Source organism: Microbacterium terregens (assembly GCF_039534975.1).
Classification (GTDB): domain Bacteria; phylum Actinomycetota; class Actinomycetes; order Actinomycetales; family Microbacteriaceae; genus Microbacterium; species Microbacterium terregens.
Window position 1 is genome coordinate 2330068 of record NZ_BAAAWH010000001.1, and the last position, 13988, is coordinate 2344055.

The 13988-nt window shown below is 69.3% G+C and carries 13 protein-coding genes and 1 tRNA gene; 3 read left to right on the forward strand and 11 right to left on the reverse strand.

Features of this window, described 5'->3' with window-relative positions; translation table 11 throughout:
- Positions 1-47: 47 nt before the first annotated feature.
- Positions 48-506 (forward strand): DUF6325 family protein, encoded by a 459-nt coding sequence (locus tag ABD655_RS10730; protein ID WP_344713856.1) that lies wholly within the window; start codon positions 48-50, stop codon positions 504-506.
- 470 nt (positions 507-976) lie between these two features.
- On the opposite strand, the gene ABD655_RS10735 is transcribed toward ABD655_RS10730, so the two are convergent.
- From ABD655_RS10735 to ABD655_RS10745, 3 genes are all read right to left on the reverse strand, one after another.
- Positions 977-1048 (reverse strand) — tRNA-Gln (locus ABD655_RS10735).
- 79 nt (positions 1049-1127) lie between these two features.
- Entirely contained in the window at positions 1128-2639 is a 1512-nt protein-coding gene (gene gltX, locus ABD655_RS10740; RefSeq protein WP_344713857.1) for a glutamate--tRNA ligase, read from the reverse strand.
- A gap of 50 nt (positions 2640-2689) precedes the next feature.
- A complete protein-coding gene (locus tag ABD655_RS10745) occupies positions 2690-3622 on the reverse strand; it encodes a LysR family transcriptional regulator (protein WP_344713858.1) in 933 nt (310 codons plus the stop codon).
- A gap of 81 nt (positions 3623-3703) precedes the next feature.
- Between ABD655_RS10745 and ABD655_RS10750 the strand changes: the two genes are divergently transcribed.
- Positions 3704-4789: an aminotransferase class V-fold PLP-dependent enzyme gene (locus ABD655_RS10750; protein WP_344713859.1), complete on the forward strand. Its 1086-nt coding sequence runs from the start codon at positions 3704-3706 to the stop codon at positions 4787-4789.
- Here ABD655_RS10750 and ABD655_RS10755 read toward each other — a convergent pair.
- The 5 genes from ABD655_RS10755 to ABD655_RS10775 form a co-directional block, all read right to left on the reverse strand.
- Complete coding sequence (locus ABD655_RS10755; RefSeq protein WP_344713860.1) at positions 4779-6050, reverse strand: MFS transporter; 1272 nt, start codon at positions 6048-6050, stop codon at positions 4779-4781. The genes ABD655_RS10750 and ABD655_RS10755 overlap by 11 nt on opposite strands.
- Positions 6043-6807: a fumarylacetoacetate hydrolase family protein gene (locus ABD655_RS10760; protein ID WP_344713861.1), complete on the reverse strand. Its 765-nt coding sequence runs from the start codon at positions 6805-6807 to the stop codon at positions 6043-6045. Before ABD655_RS10760 ends, ABD655_RS10755 begins: the two co-directional genes overlap by 8 nt.
- A 37-nt stretch (positions 6808-6844) precedes the next feature.
- Positions 6845-7951, reverse strand: coding sequence for a branched-chain amino acid aminotransferase (locus ABD655_RS10765; protein WP_344713862.1), 1107 nt, complete (start codon positions 7949-7951; stop codon positions 6845-6847).
- A 49-nt stretch (positions 7952-8000) separates the two neighbouring features.
- Positions 8001-9053 carry a 3-isopropylmalate dehydrogenase gene (locus ABD655_RS10770; protein WP_344713864.1) on the reverse strand — a complete coding sequence of 351 codons (1053 nt, stop codon included), beginning with the start codon at positions 9051-9053 and terminating at the stop codon, positions 8001-8003.
- A gap of 69 nt (positions 9054-9122) precedes the next feature.
- Positions 9123-10664 (reverse strand): MFS transporter, encoded by a 1542-nt coding sequence (locus tag ABD655_RS10775; RefSeq protein ID WP_344713865.1) that lies wholly within the window; start codon positions 10662-10664, stop codon positions 9123-9125.
- Between the two features lie 100 nt (positions 10665-10764).
- Between ABD655_RS10775 and ABD655_RS10780 the strand changes: the two genes are divergently transcribed.
- Positions 10765-11310, forward strand: a complete 546-nt coding sequence (locus tag ABD655_RS10780) for a TetR/AcrR family transcriptional regulator (RefSeq protein ID WP_344713866.1) — start codon at positions 10765-10767, stop codon at positions 11308-11310.
- Positions 11311-11321: 11 nt separating this feature from the next.
- Here ABD655_RS10780 and serA read toward each other — a convergent pair whose 3' ends face one another.
- The 3 genes from serA to ABD655_RS10795 form a co-directional block, all read right to left on the reverse strand.
- Positions 11322-12926 carry a phosphoglycerate dehydrogenase gene (gene serA / locus ABD655_RS10785; RefSeq protein WP_344713867.1) on the reverse strand — a complete coding sequence of 535 codons (1605 nt, stop codon included), beginning with the start codon at positions 12924-12926 and terminating at the stop codon, positions 11322-11324.
- 144 nt (positions 12927-13070) lie between these two features.
- Positions 13071-13421 carry a bacitracin resistance protein gene (locus tag ABD655_RS10790; protein WP_344713869.1) on the reverse strand — a complete coding sequence of 117 codons (351 nt, stop codon included), beginning with the start codon at positions 13419-13421 and terminating at the stop codon, positions 13071-13073.
- Positions 13418-13954, reverse strand: a complete 537-nt coding sequence (locus tag ABD655_RS10795; RefSeq protein ID WP_344713871.1) for a DNA polymerase III subunit gamma/tau — start codon at positions 13952-13954, stop codon at positions 13418-13420. Before ABD655_RS10795 ends, ABD655_RS10790 begins: the two co-directional genes overlap by 4 nt.
- Positions 13955-13988: the final 34 nt, after the last annotated feature.

A 13988-nucleotide genomic window follows, 5' to 3' on the forward strand; every position in this document is an offset into this window, starting at 1 on the left:
GGTGGTGCGACCGCACCTTCTCTCCATCGAGCACGAGGACGGATCACATGAGTGAATACGAACTGTCGAAGCTGGGGCCGGTTGACTACCTTGTCATCGAGTTCCCCGAAGGGCAGCAGAGCTTCAGCGGCGAAGTCGTCGAGGAGCTGCTGAAGCTGGTCGAAGCGGGCACAATCCGCGTGATCGACGCCGTCATCCTGACCAAGGACGACGATGGGACTGTCGACGCGCTCGAGCTGTCGGATGCGGGCGATCTCGGAGCGCTCGTCGAACTCGAAGCGGAGCTGGCCGAGCTGCTCGCGGCGGACGATGTCGAACACCTGGCGAACGCGATGGATCCGGGCAGCGTCGCGGGCGTGCTCGTGTACGAGAACACCTGGGCTGCGCCGTTCGCTTCGGCCGCACGGCGCGCCGGCGGTCAGCTCATCGCCAACGGCCGCATTCCCATCCAAGCGATCATCGCCTCGCTCGAGGCTGACGAAGCGCTCGAATCGAGAGGAGCGTGACATGCCACTCAGAGCTGCACGCGTGGGACGGGTCGGCGTGGTCGGCGCACCCGTCGCCAAAGCTGCGGTCGTCGCCTCAGCAGTGAGTCCCGGCCCGTCTCCCGTTGCGAAAGCAGCGGTTGTGGGGGCCGCAGTGACGCCCGGGAGGCGGCGGCGCATCTAAGCGCTCGCGCAGGTCGGACCCGCACACGTCTGCATTCGTGAGAATCGCTCCGAGATCTGATTGGTAGCCGGTGGAGCACGACAGGGGGCGACGACCGCCGGCCGCAGGCCCGTCCCTCGGACTGGTGACAGGCTGACGAGTCGCCGATGGTGACGGCCGAGAACCACGTCTCGTCCGGGATGCCGACCCCCCGCGCACCACGGCGCGCGGGTATTTGGTCCCGTTTCTGGTCCCGGACCCGGTGAGACAGGTCGAGAAGCCTCTAAACGAGGGTGGATTCTGATGCGGAATCCTGCGAAAAACAGTGCTGGGGTACCTGGACTCGAACCAAGAACAACGGTACCAGAAACCGCCGTGTTGCCAATTACACCATACCCCAAGGCGCTCGGTGCAAGCCGGTGCCAAAGGTCAAGTCTAGACGACTCGAGCGCCCCGACCAAACCGAGGCGCGGCCGCCCTCAGCTCGCGCGGAAGGCTTGGAACGCGGCGAGACGCCGGATCGACTCGGCCTTGCCGAGCAGCTCCATCGACTCGAACAGCGGAGGCGACACGCGGCGACCGCTCACCGCGACCCGCAGCGGTCCGTACGCGACGCGCGGCTTGAGCCCAAGACCCCCGATCAGCGCCGATGACAGCGCCTCCTGCACCGCGGCCGCCGTGAACTCCTCCTCGCGGACCTCCTCGAGCGCGCCGACCGACGCCGCCAGCACGACACCGGTATTCTCCGGCAGTCCGGCCAGCGCATCGTCCTCGTAGAAGATGTCATCGGTGAAGAGGAACCGCAGGAGCCCGGGCGCGTCGCCCAGCAGCGGCAGACGCTCCTGGATCAGCGGCGCAGCCTTGGCCAGCAGCTCCGCATCGGCGACGCTCAGCGGCACGGTGAGCACGCCGGCAGACGCGAGATACGGGACGATGCGCTCCGCGAAGTCGGCGGGCTCCAGCATCCGGATGTGGTCGCCGTTTATCGATTCGGCCTTCTTCTGGTCGAAGCGGGCCGGGTTCGGGTTGACGTCGACGATGTCGAAGGCGGCCACCATCTCGTCGAGCGTGAAGATGTCACGGTCGTGGCCGATCGACCAACCGAGCAGCGAGAGGTAGTTCAGGAGTCCCTCGGGGATGAATCCCTTGTCGCGCTGCAGGAACAGATCCGCGCGCGGGTCGCGCTTGGACAGCTTCTTATTGCCATCGCCGAGCACGAGAGGCATGTGACCGAAACGCGGGACGAAGGTGGTGACGTCCGCGTCGATCAGCGCTCGGTACAGCGCGAGCTGCCGGGCGGTCGACGGCATGAGGTCCTCACCGCGCAGCACGTGCGTGATCCCCATGAGCGCGTCGTCCACCGGGTTCACGAACGTGTAGAGAGGGATGCCGCCTGCCCGGAAGATCACGAAGTCCGGAAAGGACCCGGCCGGGAAGGTCACTTCGCCGCGGATGAGATCGACGTAGGTGAGGTCCTCGTCGGGGACGCGCAGGCGGTACGCAGGCTCCCTGCCCTCCGCGCGGAACGCCGCGCGCTGCGCTTCGGTGAGATCGCGGTCGTAGTTGTCGTAGCCGAGCTGTTTTGCGCGGCCGGCCGCCTCGTTGCGCGCGTCGATTTCTGCCGCGTTCGAATAGCTCTCGTACACCGCACCGGCCGCCACGAGCTTGGCGAGCACGTCGCGGTAGAGGTCGTGGCGCTGAGACTGACGATACGGGGCGTGCGGTCCGCCGACCTCGACACCCTCGTCCCAGTCGATCTTGAGCCACCGCAGCGCGTCAAGCAGCTGCAGGTAGCTCTCCTCGCTGTCGCGCGCGGCATCCGTATCCTCGATGCGGAAGACCATGGTGCCACCGGTGTGGCGAGCGTACGCCCAGTTGAACAGGGCGGTGCGCACGAGACCGACGTGCGGAAGGCCGGTAGGCGACGGGCAGAAGCGCACGCGCACGTCGACGCCGGAGGCGGTCGTGGTGCGGGGATCGGGGATAGACATCGTGTCCCAGCTTAGTTCGCGGCGAGTATCGCGTCCCCGCGTCGTCGGTGCTAGCGAAGCACCCGGGTCAGCGCGGCGAGTGTCGTGCGCACGGCAGGGACCCGCTCGGCGCCGTGCGCGGTCACGATGTGGATCGTGCGCGCTTCGGCCGCGGGCAGCGGCGCCGTCACGATTCCCGGCAGCAGCGGGAAGGACTCCACGGCCATCCGCGGCAGGGTCGCCACGCCGATTCCCTGAGCGACGAGCCCTTCGACGGCGACGAAGTTGTCGGTCTCGAACCCGATCCGCGGTTCGAACCCCGCCCTGCCGCAGACCTCGAGCAGGTGACCACGGCAGCGAGGGCACCCGGCGATCCAGTTCTCCTCCGCCAGCGTCGACATGTCCACCACCTCGCCGCCGGCCCCCGCATGGCCGGCCGGCAGGATGGCCAGCAGTTCGTCCGTCCCGATCGCCCGCACCGCGAGACCGCTCGCGCTCGATCCGTGCGGGTCGTCGCGATCGCCCGGATAGCTGAAGGTCAGCGCGATGTCGGCGCGGTCTGCGCGCACCGCTTCCACGGCCTCGGGCGGTTCGGCTTCGACATAGGTGATCGTGACGCCCGGGTGACTCTCGCGGAGGTCTGCGAGCAGCCGGGGCACGACGGTCGGGGATGCGGAGGGGAATCCGACCAGACGCACCCGCCCGGCGCGCAGCCCCTGCAGCTCGGCGAGCTCGCCGGCCGCGGCATCCAGTGCCATGGTCACGGCCGGTGCGTGGCGGGCCAGTACCCGTCCCGCCTCGGTGAGCCGGACGCTGCGTCCCACGCGCTCGATGACGGGCACTCCGAGGCGGGCTTCGAGTCGCTTCATCTGCTGGCTGAGCGCCGGCTGGCTGTAGCCGAGTGCCGCCGCCGCCGCGGTGATCGAGCCTTCGTCGCCGATCGCCTTGATCACGCGCAGGGTCTGCACGTCGAAGTAGGGATCATCCAGTCCGCGATCGCTCACGCCGAAAGCATAACCTCCGCGCATGATTCGCATCGAACACGTGCCCTAGACGCATGCCCGCCGGGCGAGGACCCTGGGTTCATGGCCACTCTCGCCTCGCCTGACCTGCGCGCCGCCCGCGCCGAGTTCGCGGGCGGCCGCTCTTACCTCGCCGCCTGCACCGTGGGGCTGCCGACGCGCAGCACGCGCGCCGCCGTGATCGCCGACTTGGATGCCGCGGGCGCGGGCGGCGCGTCCGCCCGCGCCTACACCGCCACCGTCGAGCGCACGCGCGGCTCCTTCGCCCGCCTGGTCGGCGTCAAGCCGTCGCGGATCGCGATCGGGTCCCAGGCGTCGGTCTTCGCCGGGCTGATCGCCGCATCCGTTCCCGACGGCGCCGAGGTGCTGTGCGCCGACGGCGACTTCTCATCGATGGTCCTGCCGTTCGCGCACGCCGGCCGCGGCATCCGTCTGCGCACCGCGCCCCTGGACGAGCTGGCCACCGCGATCACGCCCGACACCGCCCTTGTCGCGTTCTCGGTCGTGCAGTCCGCCACCGGGGAGGTCGCGGACGCCGCCGCCATCCGTGCGGCGGCACGGCGCCACGGCGCCCGCACCCTGTGCGATGCGACGCAGGCGGTCGGATGGATGCCGGTGGACGCCGCGGACTACGACGCCGTCATCTGCCACGCCTACAAGTGGCTGTGCGCGCCACGCGGCGTCGCATTCATGGCGATCACCGAGGCGTTCGCGGCGACGGTGAAGCCCGTCTTCGCCGGGTGGTACGCCGGCGAAGACCCGTGGGTGTCGTGCTACGGGCACGAGGTCGCCCTCGCCCCGGACGCCACGCGGTTCGACGTCTCCCCCGCATGGCAGGCGTTCGTCGGCGCCGAACCCGCGCTGGAGCTGTTCGCGTCGCTGGACGCTGCGGCGCTCCACGACCACGCGACCGGACTGGCGGCCGCGTTCCGCGATGGTGCGGGGCTTCCCGAGCCGGATCGCGCGAGCGCGATCGTCACGTGGTCCGACCCGGACGGTTCGGACCTGGCTCGACTCGCGGATGCCGGCATCGTCGCGTCCGGACGCGCGGGTCGCGCGCGCGTGGCTTTCCACGTGTTCAACGACGAGCAGGACGTGACGGACGCCGTGCGGGCGCTCCGCGGCCGGCGCTCGGTCCTCAGCCGCTGACGCGCTCCGGCATCGCCACGACCCGGGGCGCCCGTCCGAGGAACGACAGGGCCGTGACGACCGCGACGATCACGAGGGCGCACAGGGCCAGTCCGCCGTATCCGATCCAGCCGAGGAGCAAACCGGCGAGGATCGCGCCCGTGGCGGCGACCAGGTTCATGATCAGGTCGCTGCGGCCCTGACGACGCGTGCGGAGCGCCTCGCTCGAGGACTCCGTCAGGAGGGCGGCGCCGGACACCGTCGACGCGCTCCAGCCGAGGCCCAGGAGGACCAGTCCGACGGTTACTGCGGATGCCGAGTCCTGCCCGATCGCGGCGGTCACCAGCGACGCGGCCAGAAGCACCTGGCCGAGCAGGATGGTCGCGACCCGGCCGACCCGGTCGGCCAGGATGCCGAAGACCGGTGACAGCGCGAACATTCCGGCGACGTGCAGGCTGATCGTCAGACCGATGATCGTCAGACTGGCGCCGTGATGCAGGAGATGCACGGGCGTCATCGCCATCACCGCGACCATCACGCCGTGCGCCCCGGCTATGGCGATGATCGCGTAGCGCGCGGCGACCGGGCGGTCAGTTCTCGCGATGGCCGTCGCTCCGCCCGCGAGCGCCCGGGCGACGCGCTGCGCCAGCAGAAGGGGATCGGGACGCAGGCCGACGAGGTAGACCGCGATCGCGGCGACCTGCGCGACGACCGCGAAGAGGTAGGGACCGGTGAGCGGCGGCATCCCGACCGCCTGGCCCAGAAACTCGCCCGGACCGACGAGATTGGGTCCGAGGACCGCGCCGATCGTCGTGGCCCAGACCACGATCGACAGGTCGCGACCGCGCGAAGCATCCGTCGCGAGGTCGGCGGCGGCGAAGCGGGTCTGCAGGTTGGCCGCCTGCCCCGCGCCGATCAGCGCGAAGGCGAACAGCAGGAGTGGGAAGGACCCGATCGCCGCGGCGACGACGACCACGAAGACCCCGGCAAGTGCCAGCAGCATGCCCGAAGCGAGTGAGATCCGGCGGCCTCGTCGACGCGCGAAGGCAGCCAGCGGCACCGCGAGGGCCGCGGCTCCGAGGGTGATGAACGCGGTGGCAAGGCCCGAGAACGCCTCGTCGCCGGAGATCTCCGCCGCGAGCACGGCGCCCAGCGAGATGGTCGCGCCGAAGGCGATGCCGCCCAGCACCTGCCCGATCGAGAGCACCCAGAGCGTGCGCCGTCGGACGCGGCCCACCTCGTCCGGTGCGATGTCACCGGCGGCGGCATCCTTGTCAGGCATCACGCGCCGTGTTGCGGAGCGTGCCGAGTCCGGAGATCCGGACCTCGATCGTGTCGCCGGCAACGAACGGTCCGACCCCGGAGGGGGTCCCGGTCAGCAGTACGTCGCCCGGCAGCAGTGTGAAGGCCGCCGACGCGTACGCGATGATGTCCGCGACGGAATGGATCATGTCGGTCAGCGGTGCGCTCTGCGCGACCTCGCCGTTCAGGCGCGTCTCGAGAGTCGCGGAGGCGACGTCGAAGTCCGTTTCGATCGCGGGTCCGAGTGGGCAGAAGGTGTCGAACCCCTTCGCACGCGCCCACTGCCCGTCGGTCTTCTGCAGGTCCCGCGCAGTGACGTCGTTCGCGATCGTGTAGCCGAAGATGACCTCCGAGGCGCGCTCGACCGAGACGTTCTTCGCGATCGAGCCGATCACCACGGCAAGCTCTCCCTCGAACGAGGTGAACGTCGACTGCGGCGGACGCACGATCGTGTCCCCCGGCCCGATCACCGCGGTGTTCGGTTTGAGGAACAGCAGGGGTTCAGCAGGCACCTCGTTGCCGAGCTCCTCCGCGTGGGCGCGGTAGTTGCGGCCGACGCAGACGATCTTCGAGCGCGGGATGACCGGGGCCAGCAGCACCACGTCGCCGAGCGGAATCCGCTCCCCCGTGGTGTCGAAACCCGCGAACATCGGGTCGCCCTCGAGCACCACGAGGTCGATGTCGTCGACGATACCGAAGCGGATGGCGTCCTGATGGCTGAAGCGTGCGATTCTCACCCGCTCAGCCTACTCAGGCCGCGGCATCCGACCGGGCTCAGGCGTCCAGACGCAGCAGCCAGCCGTGCTTGTCCGCGGCGCGGCCGTACTGGATGTCGGTGAGCTCCTTGCGAAGCTCCAGCGCGAGGGTCCCGAGGGGCTGCTCGTCGAAGAAATCCTTGCCCTTGAGCACGCCGATCGGGGTGACGACGGCGGCGGTACCGCAGGCGAACACCTCGACGATGTCACCGGATGCCACGCCCTGCCGCCACTCGTCGAACGACACCGCGCGGCCCTCGACCTTGTGACCGCGGTCACGGGCGAGCTGCAGGATCGAATCGCGGGTGATGCCTTCAAGAATCGACGGGGACTCGGGGGTCACGATCGTGCCGTCCTTGTAGACGAACACGATGTTCATGCCGCCCAGCTCCTCGACGTTGCGGTCCTGGTCGAGGAAGACGACCTGGTCGCACTCGTGCTCGTAGGCCTCGGACTGCGGGAGGAGGGATGCCGCGTAGTTGCCGCCGGTCTTCGCTGCGCCCGTGCCGCCCTTGCCCGCGCGCGAGTATTCCTCGCTGAGCCAGATCGACACCGGATTCACGCCGCCGTGGAAGTACGCTCCCGCGGGCGAGGCGATGACGTAGTAGTTGACCTTGTGCGCCGGACGCACGCCCAGGAACGCTTCCTTCGCGAACATGAACGGCCGCAGGTACAGGCTCTGGTCCTCGCCCGAAGGCACCCAGGCCCCGTCGACCGCGATCAGTTCGCGCAGGGACTGGATGAAGTACGAGACCGGAAGCTCCGGCAGCGCGAGCCGACGTGCCGAGCGCTGCAGGCGGCGGCCGTTCTGGTCGGGCCGGAAGGTGTGGATCGACCCGTCCTGGTGCCGGTAGGCCTTGATGCCCTCGAAGATCTCCTGGCCGTAGTGCAGCACCGCCGCGGCGGGGTCGAGCGTGATGGGGCCGTAGGGCTGGACGCGGGGACGGTGCCAGCCGCCGCCGACCGACCAGCAGATGTCGACCATGTGGTCGGTGAAGTTCACGCCGAAGCCCGGGGCCGCGAGGATCTCCTCGCGCTGCGCGGGATTCTTGGCGGCGAGGTTTCGCGTCACGGCGAACTCGAGTGGCGCGAGTCCGGTGTCGGGGTCGGTTCCGATGAGTGTCATGTCACGTCCAAGGTGGGTAGCGCGCTCACGATGTGAGCGATGTCTCAGATTACGCCCGGAGCCGCTCGAGGATCGCGTCGCCGATCACGGATGTCTCACGAGCGGTGCCGTCGCGGGCCTCGATGTCGTCCTCGACAGCGCGGGTGACACGCTGTGCCTCGTCGTGCAGCCCGAGATGATCGAGCAGGAGCGAGACGGAGAGGATCGCGGCAGTGGGATCGGCCTTCTGCTGCCCCGCGATGTCGGGCGCCGAACCGTGAACGGGCTCGAACATCGACGGGAACGCGCCGTCCGGGTTGATGTTCCCGGAGGCCGCGAGGCCGATGCCACCGGTGACGGCGCCGGCCAGGTCGGTCAGGATGTCGCCGAAGAGGTTGTCGGTGACGATGACGTCGAAGCGGGACGGGTTTGTGACCAGGAAGATCGTCGCCGCGTCGACGTGCAGATAGTCTACGGCGACGTCCGGATGCTCCGTCGCCACGGCGTCGACGATCCGCTGCCACATGCCGCCCGCGTGCACGAGCACGTTCGTCTTGTGCACCAGGGTGAGCTTGCTGCCGCGGCGCTCTGCCAGTGCGAAGGCGTAGCGCACGACGCGCTCGATGCCGTAGGCGGTGTTCACGGACGTCTCGTTCGCCACTTCGTGCGCAGTGCCCTTGCGAATCGATCCGCCATTGCCCACGTAAGGCCCCTCGGTGCCTTCACGAACGACGACGAAGTCGATCTCGCCCGGGTCGGCCAGCGGGCCCGGCGCGCCGGGGTACAGCTTCGAGGGTCGCAGGTTGACGTAGTGGTCGAGTTCGAACCGCAGCTTCAGGAGCAGCCCGCGCTCGATGTTCGCGTCCTTGAGCCGCGGATCGCCGGGTACTCCCCCGACAGCGCCGAGCAGGATCGCGTCGTGCGCCTTGATCGACGCCAGGTCGTCGTCGGTCAGCGTGTCGCCGGTGTCGAGGAATCGTCCGGCACCCAGCGAGAAACGCGTCTTTTCGAAGCGGATGCCGGATCCCGCCGTCGCGGCATCCAAGATCTTCTCGGCCTCTGCGACGACCTCGGGACCGATGCCGTCTCCGGGGATGACGGCCAGCGTGAACGCGCGCGACATTGCTCTCCTCTTGTCCCTGCCAGCGTACCGGCGGGCGAGCGGCCCAATTCTCGCCACGTGGCTACGAGGTCAGCGCTCCGCCTTCGCGCGACCACCGAGCGTGAACGCGGCGATCACCGCCGCGACGACGATGAGCCCCGCCCCGATGAGCGCGGTCACACCCACGCCGGCATCGAAGGCGGACGCAGCGGCATCCCGAAGCGCCTGGCCGAGCGCGCCGTCGAGGTCGTGCGAGGCCGCCACGGCACCGGCCAGAGTCTCGCGGGCCGCCGCGGCGGCAGCGCCGGGCAGCCCGTCCGGGAGGGCCAGGTTGGCGCGGTAGAACGCGGCCAGCAGGCCGCCGATGATGGTGGTGCCGAGAACGGCTCCGAGCTCGTACGCCGTCTCGGAGACGGCACTTGCAGCGCCCGCCTTCGCCGCCGGCGCGCTGGCAAGGATGAGCTCGTTCGACACGGTCTCGGCCGCGCCGATGCCGACCCCGAGGGATACGAACGCGGCGATCAGCAGCGGCAGCGCCCCCGCGCTGGTGCTGACGGCCACCAGCACGTACCCGAGGACCGAGAAGCCGAGCGCGAGCGGCACGACGAGACGTGGCGCTGCGCGCTTGGCGATCGGCACGATTCCGATGCCGGCCACGATCATCGCCAACAGCCCCGGCACGAGGGCGAGCCCGGCCTGCAGCGGCGACAGCCCCAGCACGAGCTGCAGGTGCTGCGCGACGAAGTAGAGGAAGCCGACCAGCCCGATGACGCTGAGCAGATTGACCAGCACCGAGCCGGTGAAGGTGCCGCGGCGGAACAGCGCCATGTCGAGCATCGGCGTCTCAAGCCGGTTCTGACGCCGGACGAACAGGACCCCGAACAGCAATCCCGCCCCGATGAGGACGAGCGGCAGCGGGCTCTCTGCGCCGTGGACGGCGAACTCCTTGATCGCGTAGACGATCGGCACCATGGTCGCCAGCGACAGCACGACGCTCAGTGGGTCGAAGCGGCCCGGGTTCGGGTCACGGCTTTCGGGGACCAGGATCGGGACGAGCACCAAGAGCGGTACGAGCACGGGAACGGCCATCAGGAACACGGATCCCCAGGCGAAGTGCTCGAGAAGGATGCCGCCGACGACGGGTCCGAGCGCGGCGCCGGCCGAGAAGCCGGCGGCCCACACCGCGATCGCCATGCGGCGCTGGTCGCGATTGGTGAAGATCGTGCGCAGCAGCGACAGCGTCGACGGCATGAGCATGGCACCGAACACGCCCATTGCCGCGCGTGCCGCGATGAGCCACTCCGCGCTCGGCGCGAAGGCGGCCAGCGCCGAGACCGCGCCGAATCCCGCGGCGCCGATCAGCAGCATCCGCCGCCTGCCGAACCTGTCCCCCAGCACTCCCATCGTGACGAGGAGGCTGGCGAGGACCAGTGGGTAGGCGTCGATGATCCACAGCTGCTGGGTCGCGGTGGGCTCGAGGTCGAGCGCGATCTGCGGGAGCGCGAAGCTCAGGACGGTGTTGTCGACCGAGACCAGCAGCACCGGCAGCATGAGCACCACCAGCGCGGCCCAGCCACGCCAGCCGACGCGCGGGCCGGCCACCGTCGGCATGCGGGTCAGCGTGTCGCTCATCGTTCCTCATTCGTCGTCGGACTCATTCATACCGTCCAGCCGGTATAGTAACAGCGGTGATCCCCTCCCCGCTGACTGCCTGCTGGATACGATCGAGCCCATGAGCCGTCCGCCGCGGGCCAGAGAAAGCGTGCTCGACGCGTTCGAGACGATCCTCATCGACGACGGCGAGCGTGCGGCGACACTGGAGGCGACAGCGCGAGCGGCCGGCGTCTCCAAGGGCGGTCTGCTGTACCACTTCGCTTCGAAGGATGCGCTCGAGGCCGGCGTCATCGAACGCCTGCAGGCACTGGTGGACGAGGACATCGCCGCGATCACCACTGCGCCCGAGGGCCCGATCGCCTACTTTCTGCGTTCATCCGCCCTCGAGAACGATCCGCTCGACCGCGCCCTGGTCGCCGTGTCGCGCCTCGCGCAGGGCGGTCACACCCCTGCCAGCGCGGCGCTGCGCCGAGTGCGCGAGCGATGGGGCGAAGCCATGCGTCCGCACGCGAAGGACGACGCGTCGCTGGACCTGATCCTGCTCGTCAGCGACGGGTTGTATTACAACAACGCCCTCAAAGGCGACGGGATCGCCGGCCCGGTGCCCCGCGACGAGGCCATGGACCGCCTGATCGCCCTCGTGGAGCGTGCCGCCCGCCGGTGAGCGGCCGCCGCTCAGGACTCGGTGATCTCGATCTGACGGAACAGGTCGGCGTGGATCGCGCTCTGCACCTCGTCGAGCAGCTCATCGCTCACCGGTGAGTCCATGGTCAGGATGCTGAGGGCTTGACCCCCGGCGCTCTTGCGGGCGATCTGCATCCCGGCGATGTTGATGCTCGCCTCGCCGAACTTCTGCCCGTAGATCGCGACGATCCCCGGGCGGTCGGTGTACAGCATCACCACGTGGTGCTTCTCAATCGGCAGCTCGAGCGCGTAGTCGTTGATGCTGACCAGCTTCTCGATCTGCTTGGTGCCGGTGAGGGTGCCCGATACCGACAGCTGGGAGCCGTCCGACAGCGCGCCGCGCAGCGTGATCACGTTGCGGTACTCGTCACTGACGTCGTCGACGAGCAGGCGCACGTCGACGCCGCGCTGCTCGGCGAGCAGCGGAGCGTTCACGTACGAGACGCTCTCGCTCACGATGTTGGTGAACAGGCCCTTCAGCGCGGCGAGTTTGAGCACGCTCACGTCGTACTGACTGAGCTCGCCGTGCACCTCGACGTCGAGGCTGGTCAGGGGTGAGTGCGAAAGCGCCGCGAAGATCTGACCGAGCTTCTCGACCAGCGGGATACCGGGACGCACGTACGGATCGATGATCCCGCCCGCGACGTTGACAGCATCCGGGACCAGCTCGCCGCCCAGCGCGAGGCGGACCGAGCGCGCGACCGAAACGCCGGCCTTCTCCTGCGCTTCGTCCGTGCTCGCGCCGAGGTGCGGAGTGACGACGACATTCGGCAGATCCAGCAGGCGGTGCGCGTCCGAGTCGGATGCGGGGGGCTCGGCGCTGAACACGTCCAGACCGGCGCCCGCGATCTCACCCGCGGTGAGCGCGTCGAACAGAGCGCCCTCGTCGATGAGCCCACCGCGCGCCACGTTGACCACGAATGCGGTCGGCTTCATGCGGCGCAGCTGCTCGGCACCGATCATGCCTGTGGTCTCCGGGGTCTTGGGCATGTGGATCGTGATGAAATCGCTCTGCTCGATCAGTTCGTCCAGGCTCACCAGCTGGACGCCGAGCTGCTGCGCGCGAGCGCTCGTGACATACGGGTCGTAGGCGATGACGCGCATGTCGAACGCGTTCAGGCGGGCGGCGATCAGCGCACCGATCCTGCCCAGGCCGATGATGCCCACGGTCTTTTCGAACAGCTCGGTGCCGGTGAACGACGAGCGCTTCCACTGACCCTGCGACAGGGATCCGTGCGCGGCCGGGATGCGCCGGGCGAGGCTGAGGATGTGGCCGATGGTCAGCTCTGCGGCGGAGATGATGTTGGAGGTCGGTGCGTTCACGACCATGACGCCGGCGGTGGTCGCGGTCTTGATGTCGACGTTGTCCAGCCCGACGCCCGCGCGGGCGATGACCTTCAGCTGCGGCGCGGCTCCGAGGGCCTCGGCGTCGATCTTGGTCGCCGAACGCACCAGCACGGCCTGCGCGTCCGCGAGGGCGGCGAGAAGCGCGGGGCGGTCGGTGCCGTCGACCTGGCGGACATCGAAGTCCGGCCCGAGGGCGTCGATGGTTGCGGGTGAGAGTTCTTCGGCGATGAGCACGACAGGCTTCGGCACGGCAGCGGATCCTTTGGAGCGGTGGGCACGCGAGATGCGGCCTGAAGACGAGTGGATGCTGCGCCGCACGCCATCGGGGCGCATACACGTGCCACTCTATCGGCTTGCCTGTATCAGCCCCGCCGCATGACGACCCGACCGGCCTCAGGCCAGCAGCGAGGCCGTGTTCAGCGTGGTGTACGCGACGACGTTGAGCCAGAAGACGGCGACCAACGCGAGTCCGGTCAGCATGACCAGCAGGAGGTGATGCGGCGGACGCTTGTAGCCCAGGGCGAATGCCCCTGCCCACACCAGGAGCGGGAAGACGATGGCGAAGATCCAGACGAACCAGCCCAGGGCGTTGAGCCCGAGCGGAGCGGCCTGGAGCAGGTTGCCGAGCGCGTTCCACGCCGCGTAGGCGTAGAACAGTCCGAGCGCGCCTGCGATGGTGGCGATGAGCCACGTGGGCGTGGTCCGGCGGGCGGATGCCGCGGCACGTGCGTCGGTCTGGCTCACAGTCCCACCGCTCCGATCATGATGAACGGCCAGGGCATCAGCAGAGCGACGCCCGCGATCAGCCACGCGAAGCGCACCCAGGGCTTCGACGCGACCGTCAGCAGGAAGACCGTGCCGAACCACAGCAGCGGGGCGAGGACGGCCAGCCAGAGACTCCCCTGGTACATGACATCGCTGACGAGATACTGCCGCGCGCCCTGCAGGCGCAGCCCGCCGATCAGCCAGCCGATCGCGAAGAGCAGATAGGCGCCACCCAGGATGCCGAGCGTGATCAGGGTCGCGTTGCCCATCGGGACGCGATCGCGCGGCATTGTGACGGTGCCGTCACTGTGGACGCGGCCGACGTCGGCGCTTCCTTTGCCCACCGCGGTGTAGCCGTCCGGCAGTGCAGTGGGGGCGGCATCCGTCGGCTGGTCGATGGGCTCCGTCACCGGAGCGGGCGCGCGTGCATCTCCCGTGGGGGTGCCGAGGTCCAGCGTCGGGTCGTCGTCACCGCCCCACGCAAGGGCGTCGTCGTCTGTGCCGCGGGCCATGAGGCCAGCGTAGCCGCGCGGCAGGGATGCGCCC

Coding starts and splice junctions, on each gene's coding strand:
- ABD655_RS10755 (WP_344713860.1), bottom strand. CDS start 6,050: ATGCCTGACAAGGATGCCGCCGCCGGTGACATCGCACCGGACGAGGTG.
- ABD655_RS10765 (WP_344713862.1), bottom strand. CDS start 7,951: ATGACACTCATCGGAACCGACCCCGACACCGGACTCGCGCCACTCGAG.
- ABD655_RS10775 (WP_344713865.1), bottom strand. CDS start 10,664: ATGAGCGACACGCTGACCCGCATGCCGACGGTGGCCGGCCCGCGCGTC.
- ABD655_RS10795 (WP_344713871.1), bottom strand. CDS start 13,954: ATGGCCCGCGGCACAGACGACGACGCCCTTGCGTGGGGCGGTGACGAC.
- gltX (WP_344713857.1), bottom strand. CDS start 2,639: ATGTCTATCCCCGATCCCCGCACCACGACCGCCTCCGGCGTCGACGTG.
- ABD655_RS10780 (WP_344713866.1), top strand. CDS start 10,765: ATGAGCCGTCCGCCGCGGGCCAGAGAAAGCGTGCTCGACGCGTTCGAG.
- ABD655_RS10750 (WP_344713859.1), top strand. CDS start 3,704: ATGGCCACTCTCGCCTCGCCTGACCTGCGCGCCGCCCGCGCCGAGTTC.
- ABD655_RS10730 (WP_344713856.1), top strand. CDS start 48: ATGAGTGAATACGAACTGTCGAAGCTGGGGCCGGTTGACTACCTTGTC.
- ABD655_RS10770 (WP_344713864.1), bottom strand. CDS start 9,053: ATGTCGCGCGCGTTCACGCTGGCCGTCATCCCCGGAGACGGCATCGGT.